This window comes from Haloferax mucosum ATCC BAA-1512 (assembly GCF_000337815.1).
Classification (GTDB): Archaea; Halobacteriota; Halobacteria; order Halobacteriales; family Haloferacaceae; genus Haloferax; species Haloferax mucosum.
Genome location: NZ_AOLN01000018.1, coordinates 734,411 through 749,752, shown reverse-complemented (window position 1 = coordinate 749,752; position 15,342 = coordinate 734,411). Strand labels below are relative to the sequence as shown.

General features: G+C 61.7%; 18 protein-coding genes and 1 tRNA gene. 8 read left to right on the top strand and 11 right to left on the bottom strand.

The genetic code is table 11. The features are described from left to right. Nucleotides 1-184: 184 nt before the first annotated feature. Nucleotides 185-1,234: a TrmB family transcriptional regulator gene (locus C440_RS16490; RefSeq protein WP_008321813.1), complete on the top strand. Its 1,050-nt coding sequence runs from the start codon at nucleotides 185-187 to the stop codon at nucleotides 1,232-1,234. 33 nt (nucleotides 1,235-1,267) lie between these two features. On the opposite strand, the gene C440_RS16485 is transcribed toward C440_RS16490, so the two are convergent. The 4 genes from C440_RS16485 to C440_RS16470 all read right to left on the bottom strand — a co-directional run bounded on the left by C440_RS16485 (nucleotide 1,268) and on the right by C440_RS16470 (nucleotide 4,733). Next, nucleotides 1,268-2,029 (bottom strand): heptaprenylglyceryl phosphate synthase, encoded by a 762-nt coding sequence (locus C440_RS16485; protein ID WP_008321812.1) that lies wholly within the window; start codon nucleotides 2,027-2,029, stop codon nucleotides 1,268-1,270. A gap of 102 nt (nucleotides 2,030-2,131) precedes the next feature. Next, nucleotides 2,132-2,728 (bottom strand): NADPH-dependent FMN reductase, encoded by a 597-nt coding sequence (locus C440_RS16480; RefSeq protein ID WP_008321806.1) that lies wholly within the window; start codon nucleotides 2,726-2,728, stop codon nucleotides 2,132-2,134. A 247-nt stretch (nucleotides 2,729-2,975) separates the two neighbouring features. After that, nucleotides 2,976-3,887, bottom strand: coding sequence for a serine/threonine-protein kinase RIO2 (locus C440_RS16475; RefSeq protein WP_008321804.1), 912 nt, complete (start codon nucleotides 3,885-3,887; stop codon nucleotides 2,976-2,978). Nucleotides 3,888-4,082: 195 nt separating this feature from the next. Continuing rightward, a complete protein-coding gene (locus C440_RS16470) occupies nucleotides 4,083-4,733 on the bottom strand; it encodes a VOC family protein (RefSeq protein ID WP_008321803.1) in 651 nt (216 codons plus the stop codon). A 194-nt stretch (nucleotides 4,734-4,927) separates the two neighbouring features. Between C440_RS16470 and C440_RS16465 the strand changes: the two genes are divergently transcribed. Beyond that, nucleotides 4,928-5,755, top strand: coding sequence for a lipoate--protein ligase family protein (locus C440_RS16465; RefSeq protein WP_049915970.1), 828 nt, complete (start codon nucleotides 4,928-4,930; stop codon nucleotides 5,753-5,755). A 24-nt stretch (nucleotides 5,756-5,779) separates the two neighbouring features. On the opposite strand, the gene C440_RS16460 is transcribed toward C440_RS16465, so the two are convergent. Further along, nucleotides 5,780-6,304, bottom strand: coding sequence for a redoxin domain-containing protein (locus C440_RS16460; RefSeq protein ID WP_008321799.1), 525 nt, complete (start codon nucleotides 6,302-6,304; stop codon nucleotides 5,780-5,782). 90 nt (nucleotides 6,305-6,394) lie between these two features. Here C440_RS16460 and C440_RS16455 point away from each other — a divergent pair, with 90 nt between their 5' ends. The 3 genes from C440_RS16455 to C440_RS16445 all read left to right on the top strand — a co-directional run bounded on the left by C440_RS16455 (nucleotide 6,395) and on the right by C440_RS16445 (nucleotide 9,567). Beyond that, nucleotides 6,395-7,237 carry a deoxyribonuclease IV gene (locus C440_RS16455; protein WP_008321798.1) on the top strand — a complete coding sequence of 281 codons (843 nt, stop codon included), beginning with the start codon at nucleotides 6,395-6,397 and terminating at the stop codon, nucleotides 7,235-7,237. Between the two features lie 73 nt (nucleotides 7,238-7,310). Then, on the top strand, nucleotides 7,311-8,696 hold the full coding sequence (locus C440_RS16450; protein ID WP_008321797.1) for an endonuclease/exonuclease/phosphatase family protein: 1,386 nt from the start codon (nucleotides 7,311-7,313) through the stop codon (nucleotides 8,694-8,696). A gap of 70 nt (nucleotides 8,697-8,766) precedes the next feature. Continuing rightward, nucleotides 8,767-9,567 carry a class I SAM-dependent methyltransferase gene (locus C440_RS16445; RefSeq protein ID WP_338035390.1) on the top strand — a complete coding sequence of 267 codons (801 nt, stop codon included), beginning with the start codon at nucleotides 8,767-8,769 and terminating at the stop codon, nucleotides 9,565-9,567. Between the two features lie 151 nt (nucleotides 9,568-9,718). Here the strand turns inward: C440_RS16445 and C440_RS16440 are convergent, their stop codons facing one another. Beyond that, nucleotides 9,719-9,934 (bottom strand): zinc ribbon domain-containing protein, encoded by a 216-nt coding sequence (locus C440_RS16440; RefSeq protein ID WP_049915932.1) that lies wholly within the window; start codon nucleotides 9,932-9,934, stop codon nucleotides 9,719-9,721. Nucleotides 9,935-10,109: 175 nt separating this feature from the next. Between C440_RS16440 and C440_RS17455 the strand changes: the two genes are divergently transcribed. Continuing rightward, entirely contained in the window at nucleotides 10,110-10,274 is a 165-nt protein-coding gene (locus C440_RS17455; RefSeq protein WP_008321794.1) for a hypothetical protein, read from the top strand. Nucleotides 10,275-10,319: 45 nt separating this feature from the next. On the opposite strand, the gene C440_RS16435 is transcribed toward C440_RS17455, so the two are convergent. Then, nucleotides 10,320-10,967, bottom strand: a complete 648-nt coding sequence (locus tag C440_RS16435) for a DUF7095 family protein (protein WP_008321793.1) — start codon at nucleotides 10,965-10,967, stop codon at nucleotides 10,320-10,322. A gap of 101 nt (nucleotides 10,968-11,068) precedes the next feature. On the opposite strand from C440_RS16435, the gene ncsA reads away from it, so the two are divergent. Then, nucleotides 11,069-12,034, top strand: a complete 966-nt coding sequence (gene ncsA / locus C440_RS16430; protein WP_008321792.1) for a tRNA 2-thiolation protein NcsA — start codon at nucleotides 11,069-11,071, stop codon at nucleotides 12,032-12,034. A gap of 117 nt (nucleotides 12,035-12,151) precedes the next feature. Here the strand turns inward: ncsA and ftsZ are convergent, their stop codons facing one another. The 3 genes from ftsZ to C440_RS16415 form a co-directional block, all read right to left on the bottom strand. Beyond that, nucleotides 12,152-13,354, bottom strand: coding sequence for a cell division protein FtsZ (ftsZ, locus tag C440_RS16425; protein WP_008321791.1), 1,203 nt, complete (start codon nucleotides 13,352-13,354; stop codon nucleotides 12,152-12,154). A gap of 2 nt (nucleotides 13,355-13,356) precedes the next feature. Further along, nucleotides 13,357-13,542: a ribbon-helix-helix domain-containing protein gene (locus C440_RS16420; protein WP_008321790.1), complete on the bottom strand. Its 186-nt coding sequence runs from the start codon at nucleotides 13,540-13,542 to the stop codon at nucleotides 13,357-13,359. 212 nt (nucleotides 13,543-13,754) lie between these two features. Further along, nucleotides 13,755-14,369 (bottom strand): double zinc ribbon domain-containing protein, encoded by a 615-nt coding sequence (locus tag C440_RS16415; protein WP_008321789.1) that lies wholly within the window; start codon nucleotides 14,367-14,369, stop codon nucleotides 13,755-13,757. Nucleotides 14,370-14,482: 113 nt separating this feature from the next. Here C440_RS16415 and C440_RS16410 point away from each other — a divergent pair. Further along, a tRNA-Tyr gene (locus C440_RS16410) sits at nucleotides 14,483-14,556 on the top strand. 268 nt (nucleotides 14,557-14,824) lie between these two features. On the opposite strand, the gene C440_RS16405 is transcribed toward C440_RS16410, so the two are convergent. Then, nucleotides 14,825-15,304 carry a peroxiredoxin family protein gene (locus tag C440_RS16405; RefSeq protein WP_008321788.1) on the bottom strand — a complete coding sequence of 160 codons (480 nt, stop codon included), beginning with the start codon at nucleotides 15,302-15,304 and terminating at the stop codon, nucleotides 14,825-14,827. Nucleotides 15,305-15,342: the final 38 nt, after the last annotated feature.

The window sequence follows — 15,342 nt, the reverse complement described above, 5'->3', positions numbered from 1 at the left end:
CGTGGGTTCCCCGCCGATAATAATCTTGGTGTAATGTTCCTTCATACTTTTAGATGGCTGTGTAGTCACGTCAGCCGCTGACCGGCCGACTGTGGAAACATCGCCGGGACGCGTTCCCGCGAATCCCCGTTTCGGCGCGTCTCCGAGTCGAGTGATTAAGTAGCGTGGTCAAGACAATCAGAGCATGGACGACCGGGAACTCGCCGACCTCCTGGAGCAATTTGGGCTCTCAGAGAAGGTCGTCGATACGTATCTGACGCTCCTCGAACTCGGGGAGGCGAAGGCGAGCCAAATCGCCGACGCGGCGGGGGTCTCGAAGCGCTACGTCTACAGCGTGAGCAAGGAACTCGAAGAACGCGGGTTCGTAGAGGTCAACGACCACGTCGTGCCGACGACGATTCGGCCGCTCCCACCGCTCGAAGTCATCGAATCGCTGTCCGAGAGCGTCGAGTCCATGCGTCCCGCGCTCGAAGAACGGTACACGGCGACCGCCCGCGACGAAGAGCGATTCGAGGTCATCAAATCTCGGGTGACGGTGCTCAAGCGCATCACCGAACTCATCGGACGAGCGGACGCCGAAATCACGCTGTCGCTTCCCTACGACGTGCTCGACGAGGTTGCCGACGAACTGCGCGCCGCGCGCGAACGAGGCGTTCTCGTCTCGCTCGTCGTCAGCGGCGTCGAACCGCACGACGACCTCTCGCTCGAAGGCGTGGCGTCTTTGGTGCGCGTCTGGCACCAACCGATGCCGACCATGCTCACCGTCGATTCGCGGGCCGGTCTCATCGCCCCCGGCGAGATGGTCGCCCGGTCGAACTCCGAATCGCAGGCAATCGTGTTCGCACAACCGCACCTCGGGCCGGTCATCGTCGGGTCCTTTTTCGGCAACTACTGGCCGATGGCCGCCGAGGCCTACACGGTTGACCCCGACCCGCTCCCGACGACGTACCACAACTTCCGCCACGCCGTCTTGCAGGCCGCGCTCTGTCGCCGTGCTGGTATCGACCTGCACGTAACCGTCTCCGGCCGGATGGTTCACACGAGCGGCCCGACGGAACTTCGCGGGCGCGTCGTTGACACTCGCCAAGGGTTGCTCGAACCCGCGAACAATTCGTTCCCGGTCGAAAACACGCTCGTCGTCGAGACCGACGACGGCACCTACAGCGTCGGTGGTCCCGGCGCGTTCGTCGAAGACTTCGAAGCCGACACGGTCACGTTCGAGACCGCGCAGTGACCGAATCCAGTCGGCCGAGAGCCTTCGGCGGTCTCAGGGCATCGTCTGTCGATACCGTTCGGGGTCGTCGTGGAAGCAGTCTCCGACGACGACGGCGTCGGCACCGGCGTCGAGAATCTCTCTCGTCTGTTCGTTGCTCCGGATGCCGCCGCCGTAGAGCAGTACCGTCTCGTCGAGATATTTCGACGCCGCTTCGACGTCTTCGGGACCGCCGTAGACGCCGGAGTACTCGATGTAGAAGATAGGGAACCCGTAGAAAGACTCCGTCGCCAACGCCGCGCCCGCGACCTCGTCGGGGCTGTAGAGTCTGTCAACCCCGGAGACGGCCGCCGCTTTCGAATCGAGGTTCTGAATCACGTAGCCTTCGCCAAGTATCTTCTCTGCGGCCGCCGCGATTGCGTCGCGGCCGCGAGACGCGATGACGTCGCCGACGACGGGCAGTCCCGTTCCCGTGACTTCCTCGGGCTTGCTCCCGACTTCCGTAAAGAAGTCCACGTGCTTTGCGACGAAGTTGTCGCGGTCGCCGTTGTAGACGGCGGGAACCGAGAGATAATCGACGGCGTCCATCGTCTCCGACGAGACGTGGTCCGAACCATAGGGTTCCTGAAACACCGGCAGGTCGGAAAACTGCGCTCGAATCCGTTCGATTGCGTCGAGTGAGTTGGCCTGCGTGACGCCGTCGGAACCGCCGACGATGACCAAATCGGTCCCATCGAGAATATCGAGGTCTGACGGCAACGGTTCCGCCGGGTCAACTTTCGTCACGTGCGAGATATTATCCCAGCGTAAAGACATATCCTCGGATTGATTCACGCTGGTATTGATTCCTCCGGAGTTCCGAAGCGGACGTCTCGGTCGCGTCTGCCGGCTGAGGCTCTTCTTGCGTTCGTCTGCTGGCTAATCGTCAGTTTGTGTCCCCACAATCGTCTGTTCGCGCCGCGACTCACACATCTCGGGGTAGTGAGGCATGCCCGCGTATCGTGCAAGTTCGCTCCCCAAGCGGGCGACTCGCTTTGTCACCTGTTCGTCTCGAATCCCGTCTTCGGTGACGGTCGTGTTCGAGTCGGGAATTGCGACCTCCGTCGGAAGCGCCCACGCATTGAGCGTTCGACAGACCGTCCGGAGGTGGACGAGTGCCGTCCCCGGAAACTGTCCACCAGCGACTTCCAGCAGGCCGACGACCGTCTCGGAGAATTCGTCCCGGCCGCAGTAATCGAGCGCGTTCTTCAGCGCGCCGGAGTACGACCCGTGGTAGTTGGGCGTGCCGACGAGAACGCTGTCCGCGTCGCTGACGGTCTCTTGCAGTCGGCGTGCGTCCGGCACGGAATCGGCGGCGTTCAACATCGGTAGTTCGTAGTCGCGCAAATCGACGAGTTCTGTCGAGGCACCCGCGTCGCGTGCGGCCGCGAGCGCTTCTGTCAGCGCGATTCGCGTCTTACTCTCGTCACGGAGACTCCCGCAGAGGGCGACGACAGTGGGTTCGCGTTGGTGCATCACATCGCCCTACGAACGTTTCCTACTAAAGAAGTAGCTGAACTGATATTTTGTAAGCGAGATTGCTGATTCGGATTTTGAACCGCTCTTGTCCGCCATCACAGTCAGGGGGTGCGTGGATACCGCGCAGTTCGAGAGTCACACCCGGATTCTATATCGCAATATTAGATTTATATCTGGGACGCCGACGCAACGTCGTCACTCTCGAACACAGGCTACAGACCGGACAAACGCTGTAAAACCGCCGTTAGGCGCTCCCGTCGCCCACTCGTTCGAACTCGTTGCGGGCGATTTCGTCGGTTAGCGAATCGAGGTCGATATCGTCTGGCATCTCTGTGGGGTACTTACGCTGGAAGTAGCCGACGATATTCTTCACGTCGCGCGCGAGGAGTTCGCGGGCGTTGTCGTGGTCGGTCGGGACTGCCTGCGGCCAATCGAAGATGGTGATTCCACCTTCGCCGACCGCGACGTTGTACTCAGACATGTCCGCGTGGACGAACCCGGCGTCGTACGCCGAGGCCATCTCGTCGAGAATCAATCCGAGTACGCCCGTCACCTGCTCGGATTCGAGTCGGGACTTCCCGAGTTCGACGCCGTCGAGTTTCGACATGATGATCGCGTGGCGGTTGTGGTCTACGGGGCGGGGAACCGACACCTTCGGAAAGAGTGTTTCCAGTGCATCGTACTCGCGTTCGGCCGCCTTGCGGGCGGTGTAGAGCCACGAAACGTGGTGATTGTCGGAGGTGTAGTCGCGCTCGCGGCGGACCTCCCGGAAATTCGTGTAGCCCTCGCGGTGGAATTTCAGCGCCAGCGGCTTGAACGACTGGACTTCGAACACGTCACTTTCCTTGCCGACGCCGAGTGGTGCGCCGAATCCTTGAATGGTGTCTCGCTGTGCGAACGTTCGGAGGGCGAGCGCATCGTACCCTTCGACCGTGAGTTTGTACCCCTCGTACTGGATGGTCTTGCGCTCGATGAGGTCGCGGGTCATACAGCGGTCGATGCGGTAGTCGACCTCTTCTGCGGTCAGCCCCGCGTTCTTCGGAATCTTCTCGCGGTTGACCCACTCGCTGAAGCGCATGCCCTGCTCGACGCCCGAGAGGAGATAGAAGTCCTCGGGTTCGAGTTCGGCCATCACGCCTGCGACGTTCCGTACCATAGGGTCTCTCCGTGAGCGAGGCGTAAAAGAGCCGCGAGTCACCGAATTGTGCCGTGATAAATCGAATACAGCGATATAGAATGTCGATAGTCCGTCTTTCACCGACAGCCATCGCGTTCTGTAGCCCAGCCTAGTCTACACAGTAGGCTTACCGGCGATGGTGCCTCTCCGAAAATGAGTCTGCTCACCGACCGCTCAGGCTTCGACGTTCACCCGATACGGCAACTCTTCCGGGTCGAACACGCCATCCACGTCGCACTGAACGGAAACCGGACCAACCGTCGCGTCTGTCTCTGTCGGGTACCACGGCCGACCGGAGGGTGAGACGACGAACCGGGCGTCTCTATCGCCGACGAAGACGAGTTCGCCTTCTTCGAACGATTCCAGTGTCTCGATGGCGAGTGCGTCCGTCAGGGCTTCGACGAACGGGACGACTGCTGGAACGGCCATGCCGACTTCGGTCGCGCCTCGAAGGTCCGTCTCGGGGTCGAACTCGTCGGCGGCCTGGCCGTCGTAGCAGATGTACTCGATGACGTTGCCGTCCGGGTCCTCGAAGTACACAGAGTCACATTCGAGGAAGTCGAATCGGATGCTCTCACCGTGGTCCGTTTCGAGAATCTCGATATCGTGGTCGACCAGCCACGAGACCACGGATTCAATCGTCGCATCGACGGTAAAGGCGAGGTGTCCGGGGTTCGTATCACCGAGTTCGAACCAGAGCGTGGTCTCACCGGCGGTCGCAGAGCGTTGCGACCCCGAGACGGGCGCGAATCCGAGCGTCTCGACATAGAACTCACACAGCGAGATGGGGTCTGCCGCGGCGATGGCAACGCGGTGAAACTTCATAGCCGAACGTCACCGCGGCGCGGTATAATCGAATCGCTCGGCGACCAGCCACTTGGGTGATTGGTCGTCGGGGTGATTGGTCGTCGGGGTGATTGGTCGTCGGGGCGATTGGTCGCTCGGGGCGCGAGCGTCGAACCGACCGCGTATCGGCGAGCGTCGAAATCACTTTCATCTCGCTTGCGCGTATCCAGCGTATGAACGACTCAGAGGGCGCACTCGCTGACCGCGAGTGGCGGTTGATTCGAGAAGACATTCGGCCGGGACCGATGCAGATGGCGCTGGACGAAATTGCGGGCGAGACGGCCGCGGCGGGCGGCCCTCGGACGGTTCGCGTCTACTCGTGGGAACCAAGTTGTCTCTCACTGGGCTACGGACAGGACCCGGAAACGGTCGATTGGGAGTTCTGCGAGCGCGAGGGTATCGAGGTGACTCGCCGACCGACCGGCGGCGGCGGCATCTACCACGACCACCACGGCGACGTCGCTTACTCGATTGTCGCGCCGAAGGACGAACTCCCCGGCGACCTCATGGATTGCTATCACGTTCTCTGTGAGCCGATTCTCGACGCGATTCGGTCGGTCGGCGTTGACGTGGATTTCGTCGATGACGACATGCCGGTTATCTGGCATCCCGCGTGTTACCTCCGGGCGCTTCATCCGGCCCACGACATGGTCGCCGAGGGTCGGAAAATCGCGGGGAACGCACAGTACCGCCGCCGCGACGCCGTCGTACAACACGGCTCGCTCACGTACTCGGTCGATGCCGAAACGCACCTCGGCGTGTTCGACGGCCACGACGTGACCCCCGAGGAGTTCCGCGAACGCGTCGTCGGTATCGACGAACTCGCGGACGTGTCCCGCGAGGCGTTCGTCGAAGCGCTGACCGATTCGCTCGCCGCGTTCGTCGATGCCGAAGCTGGGTCGTGGACCGACGACGAACTTGAACGTGCGCGGACGCGCGCGGACGAGAAATACCGCGACAGCGAGTGGGTTCGCCGGACCCCGCAATCGAGTTCGAAGTAAAGCCGACTTGGTCGCCGCCGACACTCAGAACCCGAACGTTTCGGGTGAGTCTAATTCGAGCGCATCGACGACGCCCTCGTACACTTCTGTCAGCGGCGGGACGTCCCGAGTCGGGTCGAGCCAGTGCTCGCCAATCCAACGGTAGCGGACGGTCAGATTTTCATCGATGAGAAAACACGACCGGCGGGCGCGCTTCGAGACGCCGAAGGTTCGGTAGACGACGTCGAACGCCGAGGCGAGTTCGAGGTCGGTGTCCGCGTACAGCGGGAAGTTCAAGTTGTGTTGGGAGATAAACCGGCGGTGCATACCGACGCCCGATTTGCTCGCGCCGACGACGTGAACGTCGTTCCCGGTCGAAAACCAGTCGAAGTCGCGGATGGCGCACCACTCTTCGGTGCAATCGGGGCTGAAATCCGCGGTGTAGAAACACAACAGCACTGGTTTTTCGGTGACGAGGGTCGAGAGAGCGCGGTCTATCGTCTCCCCGTCTGGTGCGACGAGCGTCTGTGTGACGTCGGGGGCAGTCGCTCCGACGGCGAGTCCAGTCATCGTTCGATTTTGGTTATTGTAATTGATATTCGTTCCGGCTAGTCCAGCAACTCCGAAGTTCCTTTGTTCGGGTATCCCGTGGGGTTCGGCATGCGAGTTGGAGCACACGTTTCTATCGCCGGTGGCGTCGATAATGCGGTCGGAAACCAAATCGACGTCGGCGGGAACTGCGGTCAGATATTCACCCACTCCCCGCAGGTGTGGCAAGACCCCAATATCGGCGACGAGGAGTCCGACGCCTTCCGCGAGGGGACAGCCGAGTCGCTCGACGGCCCGTGGGTCATCCACACGTCGTATCTCGTCAACCTCTGTACGCCGAAAGACGGTCTGCGCGAGAAGTCGCTCGATTCCATGCAGAAGGAAGTCGATGCCGCGGCCAAACTCGACATTCCGTACGTGAACGTTCACCTCGGCGCACACACCGGCGCGGGCGAACAGCAGGGACTCGAAAACGCCGTCTCCGTCCTCGACGAAATCGACGTGCCGGACGGCGTCACCATCCTCATCGAATCCGACGCCGGCTCGGGCACGAAGATGGGCGACGACTTCGCGCACCTCGGCTACGTCCTCGAAGAGTCCACACAGGACCTCGATATCTGTCTCGACACGGCCCACGTGTTCGCCGCGGGCTACGACCTCTCGACGCCCGAGGGCGTCGCCGAGACGTTCGACGAACTCGACGCCGAAGTCGGGATTGAACATCTCAAGTGCGTCCACCTGAACGACTCGAAACACGAGTGCGGCACGAACAAGGACGAACACGCCCACATCGGTGAAGGTCTCATCGGCGAAGCGGGCATGCGCGCGTTCATCAATCACGACGCCATCGTCGCCAACGACGTCCCGCTCGTGTTGGAGACGCCGACCGAGAACGGCAAGAGCTACGAGTGGAACATCGAACGCGTCCGCGAGTTCCGCGCCGACGCGAAATAAACGACAACCGACACGTCCGGCAACGATTATCGGTCACGCTTTCGAATCACCGTGTGTGCGTTCGACGTCCAGCATGACCCTCCAGTTGTCCCGTCGCGCCGTCCTTCGGTGTGCGACGACAGTCCCCGTGAGCGCCGTTTTCGCGGGAGCGGCGCATTCCCAGTCCGCGACAGCAACGACACTCGACGGAACCATGGGAACTGCCGAAACCGCCCAAACGGTCCAAACCGCCCAAACGGCCCAAACCGCCCAAACCGCGGGAACAGCTCGAATCGCCACGCTAAACCTCGGTCTCGGCGTGAGCCTCACGCCGATTCTCTTTGCCGAAGACGCATCCGAGCGGCGTCGTATCGTCGGTGACCTGTACGATTCAGTCCGCGAGAGCGACGTCACACAGCGGATGGCGGCTCTCGCGGGCGAACTCGTCGCAATCGACGCGGATGTTATTGCGCTTCAGGAGGCCGCGGCGGTCGCTGTGGCCGACGCCGAATCGGTTGATTTCCTCGCAGAACTGACGACGGCGCTCGACGACGCGGCGGCGGACTACCGCGTCGCCGCAGTATCCGAGACGACACCGGTCTCGCTTCCGGGTCGCATCGACGGACGTCGGACGACCGTCACGCTCCGCGACAAAGACGCGATTCTCGTGCGAGAGACAGCCGAAGCGAGTGACCTCCGCGGCGAAGCGTTCGACGCCGCGCTCGAAGTCCCACTCGGGAACGATACCGATGACACACTCCGTATTCCGCGCGGGTTCGCCGCGGCGACGGTCTCGCTTACCGACTCCAACAGCCGGTCGTTTACCGTCGTATCGACGCATCTCGAACGGGCGAGTCGGGGGGTCCGAACCGAACAGGCCGCCGAACTCGCCGAGTGGGTCGCCTCGCGCGACGGGCCGGTAGCCGTCGCGGGAGACCTAAACACTACGCCCGGAGACGAAGCGTACACGCGGCTTGCAGATGGTCTCGACCCGGTGACGGCCGACCTCGCCCCGACGTGCTGTCGGAGGAGTACCCTGACCGGCGGCGACCTGAGCCGGACGGTTGACCACGTGTTCGTCCGCGACCTCGACGCGGGCGAACCCTCTCGGTTCGCGCACACCGAGGATGCCCGTATCGAAACACTGGACGGCGACCGCTGGCCGTCCGACCACGCGGGCGTCGCCGTCGATGTCGAAGTGCCGAGTCTCGGTGCGGTATCCGAGACGACGACGCCCTCCGAGACGAGTTCCACAGAGACGACAACCGAATCTTCGACGGCACCGCGGACGACGCCCTCCGAGACAACTCGGACTGCGACGCCACCCAGCACATCGTCTCCCACCTCAGCCGACCAATCGGACCCCGAGAATGCAACGGCACAACCGGCATCGACGACGACTGGCGCACCCGGGTTCGGACTTTTTGCCTCGACAGTCGCGCTGGCTATCGCGGCGGTTCGCCTCCGGCAGAGAGACTGATACTGCACCCGTCGGACATCGGGTTCGACACACCGACTGATTTTTGCCGCGCCGCACCCGAATCTGGGACGTGCGACGCTTTTCCGAATCGTATCTCCGGCGGACGCGACAAGGGATGTGGGACGATTCGCGCGCCGCCCTCGCCGATTTAGACCTCGATGGGCGCGACCGAATCCTCGATGTCGGGTGCGGCACGGGCGAATTCTCGCGCGTCCTCGCCGAGTCCTCCAGCGCCGACGTCGTCGGCGTCGATGCCGACACAGACCTGCTTTCGGTTGCCGCCGACCGCGAACGAGTGGCGGTCGTCGCGGGCGATGCGACCCGACTTCCCTTCCCGGACGACAGTTTCGACCTCGTCGTCTGTCAGGCACTCCTCGTGAATCTCCCTGACCCGGCGGCCGCACTGTCGGAGTTCGCACGCGTGTCTACAGACCTCGTCGCGGCGGTCGAACCCGATAACGCCGCTGTCGGCGTCGATTCGACGGTCGAAGCGGAAGTCTCGCTCGAACGCCGCGTCAGAGACGCCTTCCTCGACGGCGTCCAGACCAACGTGGCGCTCGGCGAACGCGTGAGCGGCCTGTGTTCCGATGCCGGACTGTCGGTCGTCGGCACCAGACGCTACCACCACAGAAAACTGGTCGAACCGCCGTACGACGAACACGACGTTCGAAGTGCGGCCAAGAAAGCGACTGGTGAGGGACTCGACCGTCACGAAGCCGACCTCAAGCGCGGTCTCGCTGACGACGTGTCGTACGAGTCTGTCCGGCGGGAATGGCGGCAGATGGGCCGCGAAGTCGTCCAGCAGATTCGAGACGGGGCGTACCGCCGGGCCGAAGTCGTCCCGTTCGACGTGACGACCGGCAGGGTGTGACTGCGGGCGACGGTTTGCAGACTGACGGACGATTGTGGACTGACGACGGTTCGCGGGGTGACGAACGCAACCGCGCCGACCGAGTTCGTCGCTGGTGACGCCGTCCTGTAGCTCCGGCAATAAAATCTGATTCGCGGACGGACCGCGCTGGTTAACCGAAAAAGAGGTCAACGAGGTTACCGCCCGACTGTCCGCGGTAGAGTTCCGAGTAGCCGCAACTGGTGCACGAAACGACGGTGAATTTGCGGTTCTGGACGTCGAAAATCTTCGAGAGACCGGTTCCGGACGTTGCGATGGAGTCCATCTCCGTCTCTTCGTGTCCGCACTTCGGGCAACCGCCGCGGTCGCTGTCTATTGGAGGGCTCATAGGAGGAGATGGACACGCCGAGGATAAAAATCCAACTGTCAAACACCTTTAGGCAGATTCGACCCGGCCACCACCAAGATAGCTGAGCCTTCGATTGTCTCCGCTCTGCTGATACCTAACCTGCCGATTCACGGCCCCCGAAATGATTACCACTCCGGCCGCCACAGATGACAATATGTCTTCAGGAATCGGACTGTTCTTGATTCTTCTCTTGAGTGTCGGCGTTCCGGTCGTCATCTATCTCGCTATTCGGGGAGAGACGCGCGACCTCCCGAAGATGGACCGGCACGACGCGGAGCAACAAGCCCGCGAAGAGGGAAAACGGTACAATCAAAAGTGACGTGCGGGTCGGCGCGACCAGCGTACGGAACGGATTCAGGTCGCCTCAGACTACGTCGCCGCGGACCGACGTCCCGGTCTGTTCGGCACGGTAGGTGCGCATCGCCTCGACGGCCGCGTCGGCCTCGTCGCCTTCTAACCCGAGCATCTCCAGTGCGCCGGTGAGCGTCGGGAAGGCGAACTCGCTTTGTCTGAGTTTCTCCATCGCGTTCGGAGAGCGCTGGCCGTCGGCGTAGAGACAGACGCCCCGCGGGTCGAGAATCTGTTCGTACGCCTCGCGGGAGACCGCGCCCTTCAGTCGTTGGGTGACGTTGTCTTCGAACGAGGCGTTGCACACTTCGAGGTGGACGGGTTCGTCGTCGTCCGGAAGGAGGTGTGCGGCGAGGCACTTTTCGGGCGCGGCGTAGCCATTCGCGTTCGCGCGAAGTAGGTCGGGATAGTCGCGTGCCCACTCGGCGCGGACGCTCTTGCCGACGCCTTTCACCCCGTGAGATTGCTCGAATTCCTCGGCCGCGTCGGGGTCGCCGCGGAGGAGAATATCTTTCGTCACGTACACGTCGAGTCGGTCGAGCGGGTCGAGTCCGAGGGCAACGTCGCCGTAGACCCATACCTCACGGACCGGAACCGGAAGCGTCTCGGATTCGACGGCATCGACGATGTTCTCGACTCGGTCGAGGGCGGCGTCTCGCTCCATCGCGTGTTTGTGAGAGGCGGACGGGCAAACCGGTTGCGACCGAGTGTGACGACCGCCCCGAGGCGAAACCCGTATCCCTCCTGCCAAGCAAGCGACCGGCAATGGAGTGCGACAAGTGCGGCCGCGACGCGGTCATGCACGCGGCTTACTCTGGGGCACATCTCTGCGAAGACCATCTCTGTGCCTCGGTGGAAAAACGCGTGCGACGCCGTATCCGCGAGGACAACATGCTACCCCGAGACGCGACGCCAGACAACCCTCAGACGTGGGTTATCGGTCTTTCAGGCGGGAAAGACAGCGTTGTCCTCACGCAAATTCTCGACGACACCTTCGGCCGCGACCCGCGAATCGAACTCGTCGCGTTGACCATCCACGAGGGTATCGAAGGCTACCGTGACAAGTCGGTCGACGCCTGCGTCGAACTCGCTTCCGACCTCGACATCCACCACGAACTGGTCACGTACGAAGACGAGTTCGGCGTCCAGATGGACGACGTGGTCGAGAAAGACCCCGAAAACATGGCCGCGTGTGCCTACTGCGGCGTCTTTCGGCGCGACCTCTTAGAGCGCTTTGCCGACGAACTCGGCGCGGACAAACTGCTCACCGGCCACAACCTCGACGACGAGGCCCAAACGGCGCTCATGAACTTCTTCGAAGGCGACCTCAAGCAAGTGGCGAAACACTACGACGCCAGCATCGGCGACTTCGAAAAGCGCCGCGACGCGGGTGAGTTCATTCCGAGAGCAAAACCGCTCCGTGACGTCCCCGAAAAAGAGGTCGCACTCTACGCCCACTTGAAAGACCTCCCCGCACACATCACCGAGTGCCCGCACTCGTCGGAGGCCTACCGCGCCGAAGTCCAGCAACTCCTGTTGAAACTCGAAGAGAATCACCCCGGAACGCGGCACTCGATCATGGCGGGCTACGAGGAATTAGCCGAGATAACCGCCCGCGAGTACCGCGGTGACGGCAAAGCTGACCTCAACGACTGCGAGCGATGCGGGTCGAAAACCGCCGGTGACGTGTGCCGAAAGTGTCGGCTCATCGAGTCGATAGAAGCGGTCTGACGACGGGTCGTTCACCGAAAACCGCGGTCGCTCGCGGGTGAAGTAGTCAACAAAAAGTATCCATGAGTTCTGTGTCGGACGGACGCGGCGGCGTCCGAGGTCGTGTCCGACAGGGCGTTACCGGATGACGTCGAGACCGTTGTTCTTCTCGACTTCGTCGCGGCCGCCGTCGGACCACGTGCCACTCTGCGACGTCTCGACACGCTGTGAGCTGTCGAATTCCGAACTCTGGAGCTGTTCTTGGGTGTCTCCAGACTGGATGCTCTGGCGGGACTTATCGGCCTGCTTTTGGGTCGTCGGGCCGAGGACCTGTGCGGACTGAACACCAGTCATGATAGCCATGACGCGGACTTTCCCTTTGTACTCGTCCTGGATACGAGCGCCCCAGATGACGTTCGCGGCGGCCTCCAGTCGTTCGGTAATATTGCTTGCAATCCCCTCTGCCTCCTTCAGTGTGAGGTCAGGACCGCCCGTAATGTGGACGAGACCACCGGACGCACCGCGGTAGTCTACGTCGAGAAGCGGGTGGTTCATCGCGTCGTTGACCACTTCCTGCGTTTTGTTCTTGTCTTGGGTCTCGCCGACGAGCATCACCGCGACGCCGCCTTGGTTCATGATGGTAGACATGTCGGCGTAGTCGAGGTTGATGAGCGACGGTTGGGTAATCGTCTCCGAGATACCCTTGACGGTTTCGGCGATAATCTGGTCCATGACCGAGAACGCCTTGCCGATGGGCAGGTTCGGGACGTAGTCGAGGAGGCGGTTGTTGTCGAGGACGATGATGGAGTCGGCCTCGTTGCGGAGGTTCTCGAGTCCTTCTTCGGCCTTGACCGTCCGGGCGCGCTCGACGTTGAACGGAGTCGAGACCATCCCAACGACGATTGCTCCCTGTTCTTTTGCGATTTTTGCGACGACAGGCGCCGCACCAGTACCGGTGCCACCACCCATCCCCGCCGTGACGAACACGAGGTCTGCGTCGCCGAGGACGTCCTTGACGGTTCCCTGTGCCATCTCGGTGGCACGTTCACCCATCGAGGGGTCGCCACCGGCACCGAGACCCTGCGTCAGGGATTTCCCGACGAGAATCTTGGTGTCCGCTTCGATCATCTTCAGGTGTTGCTTGTCGGTGTTGATGGCGACCGTGTCGGCACCTTCGACACCAATGTTGTAGAGGCGGTTGATGGTATTGTTCCCGGCACCACCACAGCCAACGATGACGATACGCGGGTCACCGAACTGGTCGTCGCTGTCTTCGAGCGACGACTGCGTCTTCCGTTCGGCCTCGTCACGTTCCATCGCCTCACGAACGATATCCTGCATTGTTACACCTTTGCCCAGCCGCGCTTGCTGGTAGATTCACGCTGTCGCTTGTCGCTCGTCTGTTCGTTGAGCATATCGCGGACGGCAGACCGAATGGCTTCGGACCGGTTCGGGAATTCTCCCGTTTCGACCATTCGCTCGACCTCCTCGATTTGCTGCTTCGGAATTCGTAGTGTCACACGCTCCATGTTTACATTCCCCCGGTAAGACGGTGCGCCGCACGCGAGTGCGAGTGTCTTACACCCTAAGACCAACGGACGGAACCGGGAACCGGCCCGCCGTTGGGTGGCTGTAAGACAACCGTCTTACGCGATAATCACCACAGAGGGATGGAATATAAATGTAACGGCAATTGTAAGACAGAAGCTGAATATCACGTATAGACGGCTTTAATCGGTCGTTATCCGCGGTCGAGTACGTCGGCCGCTGGCGTCCGACGACCGCAGTCGGGACAGAACGCCCAATCGGTCCGTAATTCTTCGCCGCACTCACAAAACGCTCGGTGCGACATTTTCTCACCGCAATTCGGACAGTATACGTGGTCGCTTCCGACAGATTCGCCACATTGACTACAATCTGTGGGCTGTGTTTCCGGCTCCGCGCGTTCGATTTCACTCGGTGTCTTACGTTCCGTATTCGATGCCGTACTGTCGTCGAGAGACGTGTTTACGCCGCTTTCGTCGGCTGAACCATCGACGTTGATGTTGACGTTCAGATCGGCTGGTGTCTGACGGCGCTGCGAGCGGGTGCCGAGCGTCTCCTCGACGAGTGTGGGGAGTTGCTCGTTCAGGCGAGCGTCAACGAGTTCCTCGACGCGAGTGGAGAGCGCACCGTCGAGTCCGCCGTCGGTCCCGTCGTTGGGGTCGTGTTCTGACGTATCAGACACCGCGTCGTCACGTTCCAACTCGTCGAGGTAGTGTCGAAGCGCCTCACGCATCACCTCGCTTTTTGACGTATCGAGGCGGTCCAATCGCTCGACGAGGGCGTCGTCGGCGCGGAACGTGATTTTACTCATCTATCCGGGAATCATCTTCGGGCTATTTTAATCTTCGCACGTGTGTGACACACGTCGCGTGTGGCGCGGAGAATGATAATGGTTAAAACCGTCGGCGGGATAGAAATTGGTGACCGCTCTTAGCTCAGCCTGGCAGAGCAGCCGACTGTAGATCGGCTTGTCCCCCGTTCAAATCGGGGAGAGCGGACTGAAATTCAACACACGTGAGCGAAGCGAACGGTGTTGAATGTGAAGGATTTCTCGACCTGATTTGAACAGCGAGCACCGCGAAGCGTTGCGAGTGAGTTCAAATCGGGGAGCGCGGACTCGTTTCTGACGCCGCCTACAAACAGGGTTGACCAGATGACCACGGACCCTACCGAGACTCGCCGAGAAGGTGTAACAGCCCGCTCGATTCGACCACAATGTTTCCACGCTGGACGGATTGACGAACCGGAACGGACCTCGTCACGCGCCTACGTAAACATATCTTCGTAGTCGTTTCGGATGAAGTACCGAACCCAGTTGCCGTAGGTTCTGTCGGCCGGGTGGTCGGCGACCTGTTCGTACTGGACGATGCCGTCGCCGTCGATGACGTAGGTTCCGGCGATGCCCGTCAGCCCGTGGCTGGTCTGTTCGGTTCCGCTGTACCGCTCTGCGACGCCTCCGCCGGGGTCGGCGGCGAGCTGGAACTCGAAGCCGAAGCGGTCACGCATCTCCATCAGGTCACCGAGGTCGCTCGTCACAACCGGGAGGATGTCCACGCCGTCGTTGAACCAGAGGTCGTAGGCGACCCGGTTGAACGTCTGGAGCTGTTCGGCGCAAAACGAACACCAGTGGCCGCGGTTGATGAGAACGACGGTCGGGCCGCTCTCCAGCGTCTCCGAGAGCGTCACGTCGTCGCCGGTGGTCCGTTCGAGCGTGAAGTCAGGAGCGTCAGTTCCGAGCAGGCTCACGCCCGAACTGTCGCACCGACAACACCTATACGCACTGC

What these genes read in the sequence shown, in the direction of transcription:
- C440_RS16490 (WP_008321813.1), top strand. Translation starts at nt 185, where the DNA reads ATGGACGACCGGGAACTCGCCGACCTCCTGGAGCAATTTGGGCTCTCA.
- C440_RS16485 (WP_008321812.1), bottom strand. Translation starts at nt 2,029, where the DNA reads ATGTCTTTACGCTGGGATAATATCTCGCACGTGACGAAAGTTGACCCG.
- C440_RS16480 (WP_008321806.1), bottom strand. Translation starts at nt 2,728, where the DNA reads ATGCACCAACGCGAACCCACTGTCGTCGCCCTCTGCGGGAGTCTCCGT.
- C440_RS16475 (WP_008321804.1), bottom strand. Translation starts at nt 3,887, where the DNA reads ATGGTACGGAACGTCGCAGGCGTGATGGCCGAACTCGAACCCGAGGAC.
- C440_RS16470 (WP_008321803.1), bottom strand. Translation starts at nt 4,733, where the DNA reads ATGAAGTTTCACCGCGTTGCCATCGCCGCGGCAGACCCCATCTCGCTG.
- C440_RS16465 (WP_049915970.1), top strand. Translation starts at nt 4,928, where the DNA reads ATGAACGACTCAGAGGGCGCACTCGCTGACCGCGAGTGGCGGTTGATT.
- C440_RS16460 (WP_008321799.1), bottom strand. Translation starts at nt 6,304, where the DNA reads ATGACTGGACTCGCCGTCGGAGCGACTGCCCCCGACGTCACACAGACG.
- C440_RS16455 (WP_008321798.1), top strand. Translation starts at nt 6,395, where the DNA reads ATGCGAGTTGGAGCACACGTTTCTATCGCCGGTGGCGTCGATAATGCG.
- C440_RS16450 (WP_008321797.1), top strand. Translation starts at nt 7,311, where the DNA reads ATGACCCTCCAGTTGTCCCGTCGCGCCGTCCTTCGGTGTGCGACGACA.
- C440_RS16440 (WP_049915932.1), bottom strand. Translation starts at nt 9,934, where the DNA reads ATGAGCCCTCCAATAGACAGCGACCGCGGCGGTTGCCCGAAGTGCGGA.
- C440_RS17455 (WP_008321794.1), top strand. Translation starts at nt 10,110, where the DNA reads ATGTCTTCAGGAATCGGACTGTTCTTGATTCTTCTCTTGAGTGTCGGC.
- C440_RS16435 (WP_008321793.1), bottom strand. Translation starts at nt 10,967, where the DNA reads ATGGAGCGAGACGCCGCCCTCGACCGAGTCGAGAACATCGTCGATGCC.
- ncsA (WP_008321792.1), top strand. Translation starts at nt 11,069, where the DNA reads ATGGAGTGCGACAAGTGCGGCCGCGACGCGGTCATGCACGCGGCTTAC.
- ftsZ (WP_008321791.1), bottom strand. Translation starts at nt 13,354, where the DNA reads ATGCAGGATATCGTTCGTGAGGCGATGGAACGTGACGAGGCCGAACGG.
- C440_RS16420 (WP_008321790.1), bottom strand. Translation starts at nt 13,542, where the DNA reads ATGGAGCGTGTGACACTACGAATTCCGAAGCAGCAAATCGAGGAGGTC.
- C440_RS16415 (WP_008321789.1), bottom strand. Translation starts at nt 14,369, where the DNA reads ATGAGTAAAATCACGTTCCGCGCCGACGACGCCCTCGTCGAGCGATTG.